The 15,983-nt window shown below is 59.7% G+C and carries 17 protein-coding genes; 9 read left to right on the top strand and 8 right to left on the bottom strand.

The features are described from left to right. Nucleotides 1–172: 172 nt before the first annotated feature. Both K0U62_11240 and K0U62_11235 read right to left on the bottom strand, forming a co-directional pair. Nucleotides 173–1,816: a glycerol-3-phosphate dehydrogenase/oxidase gene (locus tag K0U62_11240; GenBank protein ID MCH9802087.1), complete on the bottom strand. Its 1,644-nt coding sequence runs from the start codon at nucleotides 1,814–1,816 to the stop codon at nucleotides 173–175. A 45-nt stretch (nucleotides 1,817–1,861) separates the two neighbouring features. Beyond that, entirely contained in the window at nucleotides 1,862–2,611 is a 750-nt protein-coding gene (locus tag K0U62_11235) for an SDR family NAD(P)-dependent oxidoreductase (GenBank protein ID MCH9802086.1), read from the bottom strand. 98 nt (nucleotides 2,612–2,709) lie between these two features. Here K0U62_11235 and K0U62_11230 point away from each other — a divergent pair, with 98 nt between their 5' ends. Together K0U62_11230 and pyrE are read left to right on the top strand one after the other, a co-directional pair. Beyond that, nucleotides 2,710–4,518, top strand: a complete 1,809-nt coding sequence (locus K0U62_11230; protein MCH9802085.1) for an acyl-CoA dehydrogenase — start codon at nucleotides 2,710–2,712, stop codon at nucleotides 4,516–4,518. Beyond that, nucleotides 4,515–5,069 (top strand): orotate phosphoribosyltransferase, encoded by a 555-nt coding sequence (gene pyrE / locus K0U62_11225; protein MCH9802084.1) that lies wholly within the window; start codon nucleotides 4,515–4,517, stop codon nucleotides 5,067–5,069. Before K0U62_11230 ends, pyrE begins: the two co-directional genes overlap by 4 nt. A gap of 4 nt (nucleotides 5,070–5,073) precedes the next feature. Here the strand turns inward: pyrE and K0U62_11220 are convergent, their stop codons facing one another. After that, nucleotides 5,074–5,772: a VTT domain-containing protein gene (locus K0U62_11220; protein MCH9802083.1), complete on the bottom strand. Its 699-nt coding sequence runs from the start codon at nucleotides 5,770–5,772 to the stop codon at nucleotides 5,074–5,076. 177 nt (nucleotides 5,773–5,949) lie between these two features. Then, nucleotides 5,950–6,270 carry an SHOCT domain-containing protein gene (locus K0U62_11215; protein ID MCH9802082.1) on the bottom strand — a complete coding sequence of 107 codons (321 nt, stop codon included), beginning with the start codon at nucleotides 6,268–6,270 and terminating at the stop codon, nucleotides 5,950–5,952. 309 nt (nucleotides 6,271–6,579) lie between these two features. On the opposite strand from K0U62_11215, the gene K0U62_11210 reads away from it, so the two are divergent. The 4 genes from K0U62_11210 (at nucleotide 6,580) to K0U62_11195 (ending at nucleotide 10,426) form a co-directional block, all read left to right on the top strand. Next, nucleotides 6,580–7,698 carry an AI-2E family transporter gene (locus K0U62_11210; protein MCH9802081.1) on the top strand — a complete coding sequence of 373 codons (1,119 nt, stop codon included), beginning with the start codon at nucleotides 6,580–6,582 and terminating at the stop codon, nucleotides 7,696–7,698. Nucleotide 7,699: 1 nt separating this feature from the next. After that, nucleotides 7,700–8,362: an RNA methyltransferase gene (locus K0U62_11205; protein ID MCH9802080.1), complete on the top strand. Its 663-nt coding sequence runs from the start codon at nucleotides 7,700–7,702 to the stop codon at nucleotides 8,360–8,362. Further along, nucleotides 8,292–9,800 (top strand): FAD-dependent oxidoreductase, encoded by a 1,509-nt coding sequence (locus K0U62_11200; protein MCH9802079.1) that lies wholly within the window; start codon nucleotides 8,292–8,294, stop codon nucleotides 9,798–9,800. Before K0U62_11205 ends, K0U62_11200 begins: the two co-directional genes overlap by 71 nt. A 122-nt stretch (nucleotides 9,801–9,922) precedes the next feature. Continuing rightward, nucleotides 9,923–10,426: a DinB family protein gene (locus K0U62_11195; GenBank protein ID MCH9802078.1), complete on the top strand. Its 504-nt coding sequence runs from the start codon at nucleotides 9,923–9,925 to the stop codon at nucleotides 10,424–10,426. Nucleotides 10,427–10,465: 39 nt separating this feature from the next. On the opposite strand, the gene K0U62_11190 is transcribed toward K0U62_11195, so the two are convergent. The 3 genes from K0U62_11190 to K0U62_11180 form a co-directional block, all read right to left on the bottom strand. Further along, nucleotides 10,466–10,615, bottom strand: coding sequence for a hypothetical protein (locus K0U62_11190; protein MCH9802077.1), 150 nt, complete (start codon nucleotides 10,613–10,615; stop codon nucleotides 10,466–10,468). A gap of 85 nt (nucleotides 10,616–10,700) precedes the next feature. Continuing rightward, entirely contained in the window at nucleotides 10,701–11,213 is a 513-nt protein-coding gene (locus tag K0U62_11185) for a hypothetical protein (GenBank protein MCH9802076.1), read from the bottom strand. Between the two features lie 48 nt (nucleotides 11,214–11,261). Beyond that, nucleotides 11,262–11,414 (bottom strand): LacI family DNA-binding transcriptional regulator, encoded by a 153-nt coding sequence (locus K0U62_11180; GenBank protein ID MCH9802075.1) that lies wholly within the window; start codon nucleotides 11,412–11,414, stop codon nucleotides 11,262–11,264. Nucleotides 11,415–11,514: 100 nt separating this feature from the next. On the opposite strand from K0U62_11180, the gene K0U62_11175 reads away from it, so the two are divergent. Then, nucleotides 11,515–12,354: an SDR family oxidoreductase gene (locus tag K0U62_11175; GenBank protein MCH9802074.1), complete on the top strand. Its 840-nt coding sequence runs from the start codon at nucleotides 11,515–11,517 to the stop codon at nucleotides 12,352–12,354. Nucleotides 12,355–12,358: 4 nt separating this feature from the next. Here the strand turns inward: K0U62_11175 and K0U62_11170 are convergent, their stop codons facing one another. After that, complete coding sequence (locus K0U62_11170; GenBank protein ID MCH9802073.1) at nucleotides 12,359–13,420, bottom strand: alpha/beta hydrolase; 1,062 nt, start codon at nucleotides 13,418–13,420, stop codon at nucleotides 12,359–12,361. A gap of 104 nt (nucleotides 13,421–13,524) precedes the next feature. Between K0U62_11170 and fbaA the strand changes: the two genes are divergently transcribed. Both fbaA and K0U62_11160 read left to right on the top strand, forming a co-directional pair. Further along, complete coding sequence (gene fbaA / locus K0U62_11165; GenBank protein ID MCH9802072.1) at nucleotides 13,525–14,544, top strand: class II fructose-bisphosphate aldolase; 1,020 nt, start codon at nucleotides 13,525–13,527, stop codon at nucleotides 14,542–14,544. Between the two features lie 145 nt (nucleotides 14,545–14,689). Beyond that, nucleotides 14,690–15,976 (top strand): adenylosuccinate synthase, encoded by a 1,287-nt coding sequence (locus tag K0U62_11160; GenBank protein ID MCH9802071.1) that lies wholly within the window; start codon nucleotides 14,690–14,692, stop codon nucleotides 15,974–15,976. The last annotated feature ends 7 nt before the right edge of the window (nucleotides 15,977–15,983 follow it).

Here is a 15,983-nt window from a genome sequence, read left to right as displayed (position 1 = left end):
ACCTTGGCCGAGGTTGATGGCACCTAGCCGGGCGGCCTTAGCCGACATATCCCCAAAGATAGTTTTCTCGTGTGGCTGCATGCGCTGCACCAAGCGATCCGGCATATCACTATCGTGCCGCATTCGAGTATCGAATCGTTGGGCTATTGCCGGTGGCCTTGCGGCGGTTGCGTCAAGGCGCTCGCAGTTCGGCCAATTCGGCTCGGCGCTCTTCGGTGAAGTACTCGTCGTAGCGTCGCTTAGCCTCCGAGCCGAAAAGCAGTTCGCAGGCTTCGTGGATACCTTCGGCATCCTCGACTTGATCGTTGCCGATCACCAGCGCGATTTTGGATCGGCGGCGCATGAAGTCGTCCAGCTTGGTGATCATTTCGGTCTTGGCTGCGTAGTACAGCTCCACCCGCACGTAGTCGGCCCCTTCGATCACGTCATCAGCCATAGTGGGGTCGTCCCGAATAGCCTCCAACATCGCGAAGGCTCGTAGGCCGTATCGCCGCCACAGTCGGGTGGCCAACGTCTCGTAGAGCCGTCCCTTGCGCACCCGATCCAAACCCATGAGCCGCGCCTGACGGAAGAACTCAGTCCGAGTCGCCTTCGGTGGTTCGCCGTACCAAGATTTACGGTCCTTGCTCAGTTGGATGCCCAGGCTAGCGATTTCATCACACACCTCATGACCCACGTTGACGCAGTCGGTCAGCTTGCCGCCGAAAATACTCACCCAGTTGTGGGCCTGATCAGTTTCCATCGCGTGCTTGCGAGATAGCGATGTCCAATCCACCTCATCAGAAGAATCGTCATCGGCAGTCACCACTAGTGGTCGCACGCCGCAGCGGGCTGAGATAATGTCATTGGGCGTCAACGGTGCAGCAAGTGCCAGCCTTGCGTTGATTTGTCCGAGCAGGAAGTCGCGGTCCTCCTTGGTCACGTGTGTCACCGGATCGTCGACGCGGTCATCGGTGGTTCCGATCACCGAACATGGGCCCATCGGGATCACGTAGAACAGTCGCTGAGTGTCATCAAAAAAGGCCAGCACACGCTCGTTTTCGGCTAGCCGCGGCACGATCAGGTGGATGCCTTTTGAAAAGACGATCTTGTGTCTGCTGCTGATGCCGTGCCGTTGATTGATCTCGTCGACAAACGGGCCGGCGGCATTGATGACGGTTTTGGCCTGTACCTGGAACTCTCGGTCGCCATCAGTGTCGCGTAGTTGGGCATGCCACATGCCATTGCGCTGTTGGGCTTGCTGCAACTCCACGTAGTTGGCGCAGATGGCACCGGAGTTGAGTGCCGACCGGATGAATCCGAAGACAAATCTGGAGTCGTTGTCGACGATGTAGGCGTCTGAGTACTCAATGCCGCCCAAGATGTTATCCGTGCGAATAACCGGCTCGCGATGGTGAATCTTATCGGTGCTCAGTACCGCCGGCGGTTTCGTAAAACCGCTGCCAATGACCCAGTAGGCGGTAGCTCCCAGCCCGGCGAACCATGCGGGGTAGGGCGAGTTATTGTCCAAGGCGGCTAGGAAGCGGATCTCTCGCAGATTGGCTGGATAGGAGCGAATCAGGTGATTGCGGGACTTGCACAAGTTGCGGACAAGCCGCAACTCGTAGTTCTCCATGTACTTGAAGCCCCCCCAAACCAGATTGGATGAATGCATGGAGGTGAAGCCAGCGAAGTCGCCGCGGTCCACCAGCGCCACCCGTGCACCTCGGCTAGCCAAGGCGGCTGCTGATACCGCGCCATTAATACCGCCGCCCACGATTAGGACGTCAAAGACTCCACCGTCGAACTTGTCGATATTTGCGTCTCGTAGCCCCATGATTGCAACGTAGGGCAACCAGTCGCACAGTGCGCGGCGAGCGAACTATCGGGGCCGAATCCGACGGATCAGCGGACGAGGCGCGTATCGAGTGAACAGGCTGATAGCCCGGTACTGCCGGCCGGCGACGCTAATCGGCTTGCCGCGACCGGCGTCCCGCAGTGCTCGCTCAACAACTTGATCGGCGTTCAGCCACAACCACTCGGGGGCGTGATCAACGCGCATGTCGGCTCGTTCGTGGAATTCGGTGTGGGTCAGGCCAGGACATACCGCCACCGCCTGCACGCCAGTCCCGACTAGATCGCGGGACAGGCTCTCGGTGAAGGTCGTCAGCCAAGCTTTCGCGGCGCTGTAAGTGCCGTTGACCATCCAGCCAGCGATGCTGCTTACGTTGATTACGGCGCCGGAGTTGCGTTTTACCATCCCGGGCAAGGCGGCGTGGCTCAGCCGCATCGGTGCGGCGACAAGGACGTCAAGCAGCTGCTGTTCAGCTTCGAGGTCGCCGCCGATGAACCCGTCGTTGATGCCGAAGCCGGCGTTGTTCACCAAAATCTCGATCGGCTGCGCTTCCTCGGCGAGTCGGGCTCCGACCCGATCGACCGCGGTGCGGTCGCTGAGATCAGCTGGCAACACCGCAACGGAGTTTCCGTGGGTAGCGCTCAAACGAGTCGCCACCTGATCTAACGTCTCACGCTTGCGTGATACGAGGACGAGATCCATGCCTTCGGCGGCAAGTCTTTCCGCGAAAGCTAGTCCAATTCCTGCAGATGCTCCGGTGACAAGGGCTGTGGCCATAAGCCGAGGTTACGTTGCCGTAGGTCAAGTGTGCTCAAGTCCACACCGCATCCGGTGTCGTGGCGCAGCTAGTTTCCGCGTATTCTCGTTCTAAGGCCTTGGAGGAGATTTCTGTGTCCCTGCTGTTCAATCCACGCACCTACGACCCATCTAACTTTGACCCGGAGACCCAACGGCAGCTGAAGTTGCTGATCGAGTTCTTCGAGAGCAAGGGCAAAGACATCAGCAAGGAAGAGTTCTACTCCGGGGTTTGGTACAGCGATTTCCTCGAAATGGTCGCCGATGAGGGCATCTTCTCCACCTTTGCTACCCCGTCCGAGGTGGGTCAACTCCTCGGTGGTGTTGAAGGTGGCGAACAGGCCCGCTGGGATACCGCCCGGATCAATGAGCTGAACGAGATTTTGGGTTTCTACTCACTCGCCCACTGGTACGTGTGGCAGGTCAGCGTTTTGGGTCTTGGCCCGGTGTGGACCAGTGACAACGATGATGCCAAAGCGACTGTTGGCAAAATGTTGGAGGCCGGCTCGATTTTCGGCTTCGGGCTGTCGGAGAAAGAGCACGGCGCCGACATCTACTCCTCAGACATGATCCTCAGTAGGTCCGGCGAGGGCTGGACTGCGAGTGGTGGTAAGTACTACATCGGCAACGGCAACAAAGCTGGTCGGCTGAGTGTGTTCGGGAAGTTTGCTGATGATGATCCGGAATATCCCGGCGAGTACGTCTTCTTCCTCGTAGATACTCAGCATGAAAAGTACGAGTTGCTGAAGAACGTCGTGCACTCGCAGATGTACGTGGCGGCTTTTGACCTTCATGAGTACCCGGTCTCCCGGGCGGACATTCTGCACGTGGGCAAGCCTGCGTGGGATGCAGCACTGGCAACGGTCAACGTCGGCAAGGTCAACCTCGGGTGGGCCAGCATTGGCATTGCTGAGCATGCCTTTTTTGAGGCGATCACCCATGCCAACAATCGGATTCTGTACGGCAATCGGGTCACCGACTTCCCACATGTCCGGCGGATGTTGGCGGATTCCTACGCCCGTCTGATTGCGATGAAGGTGTTCTCCGCTCGCTCCGCGGATTACTTCCGCTGCGCGTCCGAGGACGATCGACGCTTTCTGCTGTTCAACCCCATTACAAAAGCGAAGGTCACCAGCGAGGGCGAGCGGGTCATCGACCTGCTGTGGGACGTTATCGCCGCTCGAGGTTTCGAAAAGGACACCTATTTCAGTCGCGCCGTTACTGATATTCGGGCTCTGCCGAAACTAGAGGGAACTGTTCACGTCAACATCGCTCTGGTGCTGAAATTCATGCCGGCCTATCTGGGTGCAGCGCATGGCGCTGCGCAGGATTACGACGCGATTCCGGTTCGCCAAGATGTGGGAGACGACGGTTACCTGTTCAAACAGGGCCCAGCCAGCGGCCTGAGCAAGATCCGATTTGCGGACTGGACCCCAGCACTGAAGCGATACGCACACCTTCCCAACGTGACTATCTTCCTCGAGCAAATCGATGCATTGACCCAGCTAGTGATGACCGCGCCGCCAACCGAAGCGCAGGAGAAAGATCTGGACTACTTGCAGGTGCTCGGCCAACTGTTTGCCCAGGTGGTCTACGCCCAACTCATTTGCGAGTCAGCTGCGCTGGCCATGGACGACGGCGAGACCCGACCCGGCTCGGTGAGCGACCTATCAGAGCTCACTGAGGCACACATCGATCGGATGTTTGCGGTGTTCGTGCAGGACACCGCCGAGCAGGCGGTTGCATTGCATGGACAGGCATCCGCCACCGACCAGCAGCGCTCCGGTGCCTTCGGCCTGATCCGACATCCCGTCTTGGATGCTGATGCTGAGGCGAAGTTTGTCGATGAGGTGCTGTCTTACGACGGAGCTTACGAGTGGCGGCCGTGAGCGCCAGCCAAGACTCGGCAGTCAGACAGGAACTGCAACAGAAGATTAAGGACAAAGCAGTTGTCCACGGCAAGGTCGTCTTGTCCAGTGGCCGAGAAGCCGACTACTACGTAGACCTGCGTCGGGTGACGCTGGATGCGGAGGCAGCCCCGCTCGTGGGTCAGGTCATGCTGGATTTGACGTCCGACTGGGACTACGACGCTGTCGGTGGGCTGACGTTAGGCGCTGATCCGGTTGCGACCGCCATGTTGCATGCCGCGGCGGCGCGAGGCGAGAAGCTTGACGCTTTTGTAGTTCGCAAAAGCGAAAAGACCCATGGCCTGCAGCGCCGGGTCGAAGGCCCAGATGTTGCCGGACGGCGAGTGCTCGCGGTGGAAGACACCTCTACCACCGGCGGCTCTGTCCTCACTGCGGTGGAAGCGCTGCGTGAGGCCGGGGCGGAAGTTGTTGGGGTAGCGGTCATCGTGGACCGAGGCGCGGCCCCGAAGGTGGAGCAAACTGGTTTGACTTACCGCACCGGCTACACCCTGGCAGACCTGGGATTGGCCTAGCTGGCTAGGAGGTCGGATCGGTTTCGGTCTCGGGCTGGGCCGTTTTGACGGTCAGTGATTCTGCCGCAGCCGGCTTCTTCTGCCGGCGGTGCCGGATGTACTCGATGATGATGGGGATGATCGAGACGAACACGATCAGCAAGATCATCGCCTCGAGATTGTCCTTCACCCACGGAATGTTTCCGAGAAAGTAGCCGGCGATTGTCAGGCCAGCTGCCCACAGCACCGCACCGATCGCGGAGTAGATGAAGTACCGACGGAAATCCATCCGAGCTACCCCCGCGGTTGCAGTGATAAAGGTACGCACGATCGGGACGAACCGAGCCAGCACGATGGCGCGGTTGCCGTGTTTATCGAAGAATTCGTGGGTCTTGTCGACGTATTCCTTTTTGAAGATTTTCGAGTCAGGTTTGTCGAACATGGGTGGCCCGGCTTTGGCTCCGATCCAGTAGCCCGTCAGATTCCCTAGCATGGCCGCTAGGGCAAGAATCGCCGCGGCGGCCCAAATATTCAATGTGATGAAGCCGCTGCCGATGAAAATTCCGACAACAAACAGCAGCGAATCGCCCGGGAGGAAGAAGCCGATAAGCAAGCCACATTCAGCAAAGATGATGGCGACTGCTCCCCAAAAGGCCCACGGGCCGAGTTGAGTGAGCAGGTTCTCGGGGTCTAGCCAGTCAGGCAGTAGGGCAATCTGATCCACGCCACGAGGATATCTCGGGTTCGGGCCGACTGATCCGCATGGTGGCCATAACGGTTGGTGGGCGCAGCAACCGTTATGCGGCAAGCCAGGGGGCAAGGCTTAGAGCAGACTAGCCATGAGCAGCAGAAAGCCCCGACCGGATACTCGGCCGGGGCTTTCTGACAGCTAAGGCGGCTGCTAGGCCAGTGCCTTGGCCTTCAGATTGTCGAACTCTTCCTGGGAGATGACGCCCTGGTCGAGCAGCTGCTTCGCTTTGGCGATCTGCTCAGCCGGATCGGTTCCGGCGGCAGTCACGTTGCGGATGTATTCGTCCTGAGCCTGCTTCATCTTTTCGGCTTCTGCCACGGCGCGCTCGGACATCCCCTTACCGCGAGCGATGAGGTAGATCAGCGCAGTAATCGGCGGGAAGATAATCAAGAAAACGACCCAGATGCCTTTAACCAAACCCGAAGTGGTGTGGTCGCGGAACAGGTCGGAGAAGATGTAGAACAGGACCATCAAGAACGCGAATAGCAAGAAGATCCATAGGGTGGTCAGCAACACTGACCCAAAAGTCCACTCCACGAGGGACACCTTTCACTAGGAGCTACCGGTGCGGCGTTGCGCAGCGGTAACGTCGAATTGTGATCTGAGCCTAACAAGGCAGGGTGCTTGTTCTGCGTACCCCGCTGCTGTGGTGTGCTGTAATGCACACAAGATTTGTATGCCTCGTGCGGAAAGAAACGAAGAGTTGCGCAAGTTGCCCAGGGAGGTGCGATGTCGGTAACAACCCAAGACGCTCCATCTGAGGAGAAGCAGGGCCGGGACATCACCATCGTGCTGCAGAGCCGCAACGTTTGGCGAATCTCATTCGCGGTACTCGCCGCGGTTGCCGTGGCGCTCTTCCTCCGGTTCATCTTGGAGGACGGCGGGAACGTCATCTTCACCGTGCTGATGTCCTGGTTCGCGGCCATCGCTATGGCTCCGGCGGTCAACCGAATGTCACGCAAGATGCCGCGTGGCGTCGCGACGATTCTTGTGATGATCAGTTTCGCGATTTTCGTCATCCTGTTCACTATCGCTTTCGGTCAGCTCCTGCTCGATCAAATCGTGGGACTGATCCAGTCATTGCCGGGTCTGGTTGACAGCACGATCGCTTGGGTGAATCAACAGTTCAACCTTGAGCTGGACCAAGAAGCGATCCTGGAATCCATCGGGATCTCCACGGAGAATCTCGCCGAAGTCGCCCAGGAGGTGGGTGGGCAGGCCATCGGGATTCTTGGTTCGGTCCTCGGTGGCGTATTCAGCGTCTTCACCTTTGGTTTGTTCACCTTCTACTTGTCGGCTGATGCCCCGAGGTTCCGCCGCTGGCTGGCTACGCTGTTCCCGCCCCGGGCGCAGAGCGTGGTGATTAACGTGTGGGACATCACTGCCGAGAAGACCGGCGGCTACATTAGCGCGCGCGTCATCCTGGCATTCCTTAACGGCTCCACAACTGCCATCGTATTCCTGATCATCGGCATGCCGAACTGGTTGGCGCTGTCGATCTGGACCGGCATCGTGGCGCAGTTCGTCCCGACCATCGGAACCTACATTGCAATTACGCTGCCGGTCTTGGTCGGTCTGCTGAGCGACGAGCCCATAGTTGGTGTGCTGGCGTTGATTTGGGGTATCGCCTACCAGCAGGTTGAGAACCTGACCTTCGAACCGAAAATCAGCGCGAAGGCGGTCAACGTCCACCCGGCTGTCGCTTTCGGTTCGGTGATGATGGGAGCCGCACTGTTCGGAGTTGCAGGTGCCTTCCTGGCAGTTCCGGTCTCCGCCATGCTGCTCTCGCTGCTGAACATCTACACCCACCGCTACGAGTTACAGGGCGAAGGCGGCCGCATTGCCGATCGGGCGCCACCCGACAGCGAACAGTTGGAGCCGGCGGTCTCCGCTGACTGAGATGACTGACTCCGCTCACCAGGAGGACGGTGCGCCGTCATCCGCCGAGTCGGCCCCGCCGGTAGGTGTCGGCCCGCACCCGTTGCCGTGGCCGACGGACGACCGATTCGATCCGGACCTGCTGCGCGAAGGTGATCGCCGCAATGTGGCGGATCGCTATCGGTATTGGCGCATGACAGCCATCGTCGCGGACTTGGATGAACACCGATTCCCGTATCACGTAGCCATCGAGAACCTGCAGCACGATTTCAACATCGGTTCTATCGTGCGTACGGCCAATGCGTTCCTAGCCGCAGAGATTCATGTGGTGGGTCGCCGGCGATGGAATCGGCGGGGAGCCATGGTGACTGACCGGTATCAACACATTCGCCACCATGAATCGCCAGCAGAACTGGCCGAATGGGCAGCGAGGACTCAGATTCCGATCATTGGTTTGGACAACGTGTCTGGTTCGGTGCCGCTCGAGGGGTTCGTCTTTCCCCAGGAGTGCGTGTTGTGGTTCGGTCAAGAAGGTGCCGGATTGTCACCGGAGGCACTGGCCGCCTGCAATGACGTCGTGGCAATCGCTTCTTTTGGCTCCACTCGAAGCATCAATGTGGGAGCCGCCGCTGCGATTGCGATGCACTCCTGGGTCAGTCAACACGCCGGCGACCCGCCGGATTAGGGGCCAAACGGCTCTTCCCGGGCGTATTGCTACCGAGCGTGGCAGTGTGGGGTCCGTGCATGTTGTAGTAATCGGTGGCGATGCCGCCGGGATGTCATCGGCCAGTCAGATCAAACGGAAACTGGGCGAGAGCGTCGAAATCGTTGTTGTGAATGAGCAGGACTGGACCTCGTACTCTGCCTGCGGCATCCCTTACTGGGTTGCCGGTGAGGTAGCGGACGGGCCGGAGGCCCTCGTCGCCCGTAGCCCCGAAGAGCACCGCTCCAGAGGGATTGATGTCCGTAGCCGAGTGCGAGCTACGGCTATTGATCCCGTTGCACAGGTCGTTACCGCGGTTTCGGTCGATGCGCCTGCCGATGAGCAACAACTTGCCTACGACCACCTCATCATCGCCACTGGAGCCGCGCCGCTCACGCCGCCGATCCCAGGCATTGATCTGCCCGGCGTTCATCGGGTGCACACGTTAGACAACGGTCTGACCGCCATCGATGCGCTTGCCGAGTCACCCCGCACTGCGGTGGTGGTCGGAGCTGGCTTCATTGGATTGGAGATGGCTGAGGCTTGTGTGATGCGTGGCCTGGCGACAACCGTGCTCGATTTAGCACCAGAGCCGATGGCTGTCATGGACCCAGACATGGGAACGCTGATTCGCGAAGCCATGTCCGACCACGGCGCTGATTTCCGCGGTGACGAGCCTGCAACAGAGTTTGTGGCAGGTGCGGATGGCACGGTCGCCGCTGTTCGTACCGCTTCAGGGGAATACCCCGCCGACATTGTCTTTCTCGGCCTCGGTGTTCGGCCGCGCAATGAACTGGCCGTGGCCGCAGGGCTGCCGGTGGGTGATTCGGGCGGGATCGCTATTGACGATCATTGCCGGGTCGTCGGGACGACGAATATTTGGGCAGGTGGTGACTGTGTCGAGAACTATCACCGAATTTCTGATCGACCTGCCTACGTTCCGCTGGGAACCCACGCCAACAAACACGGTCGAGTGATCGGTCTCAACATCTCTGGTCTCGACGTCACTTTTCCCGGGATTCTGGGGACCGCGATCACCAAGTTTATGGATACCGAAATCGCTCGGGTCGGGCTCAGTGAACAACAAGCGATTGACTTGGGGTTGAACCCGGTGACGGCCACTATTACATCCCGCACCAAACCTGGTTACTTTCCGGGTTCGTCACCGATTTCCGTCAAGGTCGTGGCTGGTTCACCAGAGTGTCGACTGCTGGGGTATCAGATCGTTGGCGGACCTGGGTCAGGTAAGCGCATCGATACCGCGGCCGCTGCCCTGTGGAGTGGCATGACCGCAACGGACGTGGTTGACGTTGACCTGTCCTACGCCCCACCGTTCTCGCTGGTCTGGGATCCGGTGCAGGTGGCTGCTCGACGAGTGATGGCGGCACGGGACTTGCGTTGCCTGACGCCGCCAGATTGAGGCGCAGTGCCGCCGTTCACTCAGCAACGATCGGTGGTGAGGATCATGATGTTGCTGGGTAGCGGACAACTCGCTACGAAATGAACTGTCCAAGAGTTGGATCAGGAAAGGTGGCGATCACTATGGCCTATTCCGGTATTGACACTACGGCGGACGAGAAACGCATGTTGACGGGATGGTTGGACTTTCACCGGGCCACATTGGAGCGCAAGGCCGAAGGGCTCGATCCCGAGCGAATGAAGCGACAGAGCGTTCCGCCATCCAACCTGACCATGCTGGGACTGGTGCGTCACTTGGCGGACGTGGAGCGGCATTGGTTCCAGCGAGTACTGCAAGGAGAGCGGATCAAGCCGTTGTACTGGTCCAAGGATATTGCCGACGCGGACTTCACTGACTTGGCTGATGCAGATCCCTCGGCGGACTTCGCCGCTTGGTACGCGGAGGTGGAGAAGTCGCGCCAAATCGTGGCCGAGATTGCTGATCTCAACACGTTGGCGAAGTATCCGAAACTCGATGGCCCCACAAGTTTGCGGTGGATCTTGGTTCACCTGATCGAGGAATACGCCCGCCACAATGGTCATGCGGATCTGCTCCGAGAGACTATCGACGGTACGACCGGGCTCTAGCGACAACTCGCGCAACCTGCGAAAGCAGCCACCGGTCAGCTAGCCCGGAAATTTCCGTGGGCCGAGCAGCCAGGTCAGCCGCAGTGGCTGGGCTGGCTGGCCAGCAATCACGGCGCCAGCAATGTCGGCGAGTTGCTTGCCGAGGTCCTCGCCATCCAGGGTGAGTTGCTCGATCGATTGCTGCGCCATCGAACCCTGCGGCTCGGATCCGAGAGTGATAACCGGTAAAGCGCTGACCTCACGGCCCTGGCGGGTGAGTTGATCCACCAGCCAGTCAGGATCTAGCAGAACACCAAAAAATCCCGTCAGTCGTCTCGGGCACTTCGGCTAGTTGGTCTGATTCCGAGATCAACATCGTTGGCGGTATTGACTGGTCAGCACACCATTGCCGGTAGCAGGCTGCGGCGGGGTGCTGGGAGTCTGCGCCAGGGGGGAGAAACAGCGCTGGTTGCTTGGATCCCCGCTCGGCAAGGGCGTCAAGGGTCCAGGAACAGAGTCGTTCAAATTGACCCCGCAGATCTGCTGTTGAGCGGGAGTCACTGGTGAAGTCGATATCCACTACCCGGTAGTTGCGCCGGATTTCTGCGGGTAGGTCGTCCCCCACCCGCAGGTGTGCAAATACGATCAGGTCAAAAGGCAGACCATCGAGTTGTGCTAGATCCTGCAGCCTCATGGTGCAGGCGACGAAACCGCGAGCCAGCAGTTGCTCAGTGAACTCGGCCTGCAACTTTGGCCAATAGATTCGGGGCGCCGCGGCGGTGTCGTGGTCCTGAACGACAAGTGCCACGATCTGGCTGTGCCCGGTGGCGAGCGCACGCGCTTGCGCACTGGGGCGCTAGCCCATGGACTCAGCAGTCGCGATGATTCGCCGGCGAGTCTCGTCACTCATGCGGCCTTTGCCGCGTAAGGCATCCGACGCGGTCCCGAGACTGACCCCGGCATGCATCGCAACGTGCGCGAGTTTTGGGCGCCGAGGCGAGGTAGCCATGATTCGATTGTGGCCTACTCGAGCCACTGTCTGTCGCTGCGCAAGCTAAATCCCCGGCTTCGATCTGCCAGCAGGGCGATATTCTCCCTACGCTGAGGCCATGACTCAGGCATTACAGGTCGATCTATCCGGCAGGCGAGCATTCGTGACCGGGAGCAGTCGCGGGCTAGGTCTTGCGAGTGCACGAGCCCTAGCCCGTGCTGGCGCCGACGTGGGACTACTGGGTCGGCAACCAGAATCGGTAGCGGCCGCCGTGACTGATGTTGAACAGCACCGCGCCACCCCTGGGCAACGGGTAATGGCCTTTACCGGCGATCTGGCCACAACGGAAGGTGTGCAGGGCGTGATTGCCGACGCCACTAGGAGCCAATGGGACATTGTGGTGAACTGCGCTGGGGTGGCCCATCCAGGCTCGCTGGCTGAAATTGACCCGGCGGATTGGTCGGCAACAATGGCGGTGAACGTGACCGCACCCTTTCTCCTGAGCCAAGCGTTGTCAGTGCCGATGATGGAGCGCGGTTGGGGAAGAATCATCAGCGTCTCTTCGCACAGCGGTCTCCGACCAAGTAGAGGCTCGTTGGCCTACTCGGTATCGAAGGCAGCCCTGCAAATGCTCAGTACTTGCCTGGCAACCGAGTTGGGGCCGCACGGGGTGAGATCCAACGTCATTTGCCCCACCATTTTTCTTTCCGATATGGGTCGGGAATTTTGGAGTGACCTCGATGTGCTGAGCGGAAAGATTGAACAGATACCGGCCAAGCGGCTAGCGCGGGTAACGGAACTGGCAGATGTCATCCTCTTCCTGGCCAGCCCCGCCGCTGACTACATCAACGGTGCGGTGCTTCCAGTAGATGGGGGGCTTTTTGCTGGTAGACCGGCCGCCTCTGGGGTGACGCTGGCCAACCTGGACGAAGCCGAGTTGTCGCCGAATCAGCGATAGCGGCTCACAGTTGACTGTGGATCAGGGTGGCCAGTTGCTGCCCGAGACTGCGGGTTCGCGCCGCCCCACCGGGAAGAAAACCCATGTTGGCGAAACCGTGCACTTGATCGGTGAAGCACTGCTCCTGAACCATAATGCCGCTGTCACGAAGCTGTTGTGCGTAGGCGGAGCCCTCGTCTCGCAGCGGGTCAAACCCGGCAGTCCACAGCGCCGTGGCGGGCAGTCCGCGGTGATCACCGGCCAGCAGCGGTGAGACCTGCGGGTTGCGCCACTGTTCTGGGTCCGGCGCGTAGTGGCTGCGGTACCACTCCATGTCTGCTTTGGTGAGGAAGAAACCGTCGGCGAACTTGTTAATCGACGGCATGCCCATGCGCAGATCTGTACCCGGATAGATCAGGCCCTGGGCTGCCGGAAGCTGCTCGCCGGCGTCCCGCATGGCCATCGAGGTCACTGCCGCCAGGTTCCCACCAGCGCTATCACCCATGACGGCGACGATCCCAGGGAGATCTTCCGGCTGCGGGTTGTCTCGTAGCCAGCGAAAGGCGGCGACAGCGTCAATGACGGCAGCCGGGAATGGATGTTCCGGAGCCAGTCGGTAAGCCACGGACACGACCGTGCAGCCGCTGCCTAGCGCGAGTTGTCGACAGACGGCGTCGTGGCTGTCGAGATCACCTACCACCCAGCCCCCACCATGTAGATACATGATCACCGGTCGGGCTGCATCGGACCAGCCTCGATCCCGATACCGGCGTGCGGGTAGTGCTGTCGCGGATGTGGGAATGGTTAACTCGGCCACGGCGACCTGCCGCGGCGGTGTCATAGCCAGTTTGGCGCCCCGGACCATATCCTGTCGACGCCGAGTTACCGAGCTGCTGCCCGTACCGGCCACGGCGACTGCCTGATTCATTCGAAGCATCATCTGCACGGCTGGCTGTAACGTCTCACCATCCATGCTGTGGGGCGAGCCGGCCAGGCGACGGATCACTGATTCCGGCAGACCGAGCAAACCGGTAGCGGCTGCAGTCCCCAGTCGAGTGAGAATGTCCAACACAGCATCATTGTCCATCAAACGACGCAAGTGGCTCCGATTTGTTCTGGCATGCAGACCGGCTCTGCCTCACCGGGTCCAGTCTGCAAGGATTACGGCGCACCGCAAGAAGTGGAGATCCCATGCCCATTGCAACACCCGAGGTCTACGCACAAATGTTGGACCGGGCCAAAGCCGGCAAGTTCGCCTATCCCGCCATCAACTGCACGTCGTCACAGACGATCGTGGCGGCGCTACAAGGATTTGCCGAAGCCGAAAGTGACGGCATCATTCAGTTTTCCTGGGGTGGTGCGCAATACGCGTCTGGCCAAACCGTTAAAGACATGGTGCTCGGGGCAGAGGCACTAGCCGCCTTCGCGCACACGGTCGCGGATAAGTACCCCGTGAATATCGCGCTCCACACCGACCATTGCCCGCAGCAGCATCTCGACGGCTACATGCGCCCGCTGGTCGATATCTCACTGGAAAGGGTTGCCAAGGGGGAGCTACCGCTGTTCCAGTCGCATATGTGGGACGGCTCGGCTATCCCCCTAGACGAGAACTTGGATATCGCCGAGGAACTCCTCGATAAGTGCCATCGGGCCAACATCATCATGGAACTGGAGATCGGGGTAGTCGGTGGTGAGGAAGACGGCATCGAAGCAAAGCAGGATGCCAAGTTGTACTCCACACCAGAGGATGGCCTAGCAACCGCCGCCAAACTGGGGCTGGGTGAGCGGGGCCGCTACATGGTGGCTGCGACCTTTGGCAATGTTCATGGGGTCTACAAGCCTGGCAACGTCAAGCTTCAGCCGAAAATCCTGGACACCATCCAAAAAGCAGTCGGCGAGAACTATGGGGTGGAGAAGCCGTTTGATCTGGTGTTCCACGGTGGCTCCGGATCGCTGTTGTCCGAGATCCGGGAGTCATTGGATTTCGGTGTGGTGAAAATGAACGTCGACACTGACACCCAGTACGCCTTCACCCGACCGGTGGCCGACCACATGTTCCGCTATTACGACGAAGTACTCAGGATCGACGGCGAGGTCGGCAACAAAAAGAAGTATGACCCGCGTGCTTGGGGTAAGGCTGCCGAAGCAGGTATGGCTGCTCGGGTGGTACATGCTTGTGAGGATTTGCGTTCCGCGGGCACCAAGATCTGACCTGCAACGACGCCGGCCGCTGTCGGGTGGGGATGCGCCATTCCAGCTGTTGGAGCTGGGTGGGTGTGCTTTCTGACCACGCAGTCGTCCCGGTGCGTTACGCTCACTCACTGAATGCTGCAGTTGAAAAGAAAGGCTGCGACTGATGCCTGCAATCGTGCTCGTCGGCGCCCAATGGGGCGATGAGGGCAAGGGAAAGGCCACGGACCTGCTCGGTAGCCGGGTCGAGTACGTGGTGCGTTACCAGGGTGGAAACAACGCTGGCCACACCGTAGTGGTGGGCGAGCGGAGTTTTGCACTCCACCTGCTGCCCAGCGGAATCCTGTCCCCGGACTGCACCCCCGTCATCGGCAACGGTGTGGTGGTGGATCCAGGTGTCTTGTTTGAGGAGATCGCCGGACTTCAGCAGCAGGGGATTGATACCTCTCGGCTACTGATCAGCCCAGATGCCCACTTGATCACCCCGTATCACGTGACCTTGGACAAAGTTGCCGAACGCTTCCTCGGAAAATCCCGGATTGGGACTACCGGCCGCGGAATCGGGCCCACCTACGCCGACAAGGTCGCACGGCTAGGCATTCGGGTGCAGGACCTTTTCGACGAATCCATCCTGCAGCAAAAGGTCGAAGCAGCCCTCGATCTGAAGAATCAGATTCTGGTCAAGATCTACAACCGACGCGAGATTTCGGTTGCGGAGATCACCGACTACCTGCTGGAGTTCGCCGATCGGATGCGTCCCATGGTGGTCGACACCTCCCAAGTGCTCAACAAGGCACTCGATGCTGATCGGGTAGTGCTGTTGGAAGGCGGGCAGGGAACACTGCTGGATGTCGACCATGGCACCTACCCGTTTGTCACCTCCTCCAACCCAACTGCGGGTGGTGCCTGCACCGGTGCCGGCATCGGTCCCACCCGGATCAACCGCGTCGTGGGGATTCTCAAGGCCTACACCACTCGCGTGGGATCGGGGCCGTTTCCGACCGAACTGCTGGACGAGGACGGCGAACGGCTACGCACTATTGGCCACGAGTTCGGGGTGACTACTGGCCGGGACCGCCGATGTGGCTGGTTTGACGCGCCGATTGCGCGCTTTGCCGGTCGAGTGAACGGACTGACTGACTTCTTCCTCACCAAACTGGACGTCCTCAGTGGTTGGGAAAAGATCCCGGTATGTGTGGGCTACCGCATCGACGGTGGTACCACGGAGGAATTGCCGCCGTCCCAAAGCGACTTCCACGGCGCAGAGCCCATTTACGAGCTCCTGCCAGGATGGCAAGAGGACATCTCCGAAGTCCGAGACTTCAACGACCTGCCCCCGAATGCGCAGTCCTACGTAGAATTCCTTGAACAAGTCAGTGGCACGCGAATTTCGGCTATTGGGGTGGGACCCGACCGAGACGCCACCATCGTGTTGCATGATCTATTGGATTGAGGTGTCA

This window comes from Actinomycetes bacterium (assembly GCA_022599915.1).
Lineage (GTDB): Bacteria > Actinomycetota > Actinomycetes > S36-B12.
The sequence above is the reverse complement of the archived record's forward strand: the minus strand, read 5'-3'. Positions and strand labels throughout refer to the sequence as shown.